Below are 1,303 nucleotides of genomic sequence, written 5' to 3'. Positions count from 1 at the left end.
TGGAGGGAGTGCGTGGTGGTGCCACCGGATCGCGGTGTCTGAGCCGGGATGCTGCCGTGAGGTCGCGGGCGTGGATCACGAGCCGACTGCGAGGGTGGGCTGGGGGTGATCCCGCTTGCGCGGGCAGATCCGAACGACGGGGTCAGACGGGCGGCGGTGCGGGCAAAAAACAAGAAGCTGCACCGTAGCGTCGCCACCTGACAGCACCAGCCCGGTCAGGAATCACGATCATGGGTGTGAGCTGCGCTGACAGGAATCCGTGCGCAGCTGTCAGGGGCTGTCAGACCACGAAGACGCCGTCGTCGTAGTTCGGGTTGTCCGCCACGGGCGCACCGTGGTCGCTGGGCAGCTCGACGAGCCGGACCCGGTCGGTGGCATCGTGAGGCAGCCAGACCGCGGCGGCGGGGTCGCTGCTGTGGGTGGCGGTCGCGACGGGAACGTCACCGGGCCGGCCGCGCAGGAGCCGGTGGAGGTGTTCCTCGCGTGGGGTGCTGCCGAGCCAGAACAGCACCGGGTAGCGGGGGCCGCCGCGGCGGATCAGTTGCGCGTACCGGTCGAGTTTGGCCACGACGCGGCCCAGCGGTTCGCTGCCGGTGTCGGTCTCCAGGAAGAACCCCACCACGGTGTCGCCGACGCCCCACAGGCCGTGCCCGTCGGCGGTGACGGTCCGGTACCGGCGGGTGGTGGTCGTCTCCGACCACCACCGCCGCAGACGCGCCTGCGGATGCCCGCGGGCGTGCGCGGTGAGCCGCACGAAGAACTCGTTGGTCGTGAGCAGGTGGGTCAGGTGGGGGTTGGCCGACAGCCGCGCCACGGTCTGCCGGCTCGCCCGCACCGTCGGCTCGGGCCGGTGGTGGGCGGCGGCCTGGAACCGGTGCCCGTTGTGGCCGAGCGTCCAGTGCCACGGTTGGCTGCCGCCGCCGGTGCGGGCGAACCGGAACCGGTCCAGCAGGCCGAGGGCGGCCAGCTCACCGAGGCGGATCTGACAGGTGCGGCGGGCGTGGAACAGCATGCGGTGGATCTGGTCGGTGGTGAGGACCTGATGGTCGTCGAGCAGCTGCAGCAGCAGCCGGTCACGGCCGGTGATGTGCGGGTAGATGGCCAGCAGGCCGGTCGCGTGTGATGGCGGCATAGGTGGGTGCACCCCTCGGAGAGAAAGTCCCGTAGGGAGTCGGGACGAGTCGATCATGGCTTCGGCCCGACCGTCGGGCAGGTTCGCGCAGGTCAAACACCTGACAGGCCGGGCACGGGGTGCTCGTTCGGGGCCTCGTGTCGTAGACACCCCCAACCGAGCCCCCGATGC

At 71.1% G+C, this 1,303-nt stretch carries 1 protein-coding gene; it reads right to left on the bottom strand.

Annotated features, from left to right (window positions below; genetic code table 11):
- Positions 1-280: 280 nt before the first annotated feature.
- Positions 281-1,132, bottom strand: coding sequence for a replication-relaxation family protein (locus GSF22_RS33610; protein WP_208817922.1), 852 nt, complete (start codon positions 1,130-1,132; stop codon positions 281-283).
- Between the last annotated feature and the right edge of the window lie 171 nt (positions 1,133-1,303).

Source organism: Micromonospora echinofusca (genome assembly GCF_017614955.1).
GTDB lineage: Bacteria > Actinomycetota > Actinomycetes > Mycobacteriales > Micromonosporaceae > Micromonospora > Micromonospora echinofusca_A.
The sequence above is the reverse complement of the archived record's forward strand: the minus strand, read 5'-3'. Positions and strand labels throughout refer to the sequence as shown.

What these genes read in the sequence shown, in the direction of transcription:
- GSF22_RS33610 (WP_208817922.1), bottom strand. Translation starts at nt 1,132, where the DNA reads ATGCCGCCATCACACGCGACCGGCCTGCTGGCCATCTACCCGCACATC.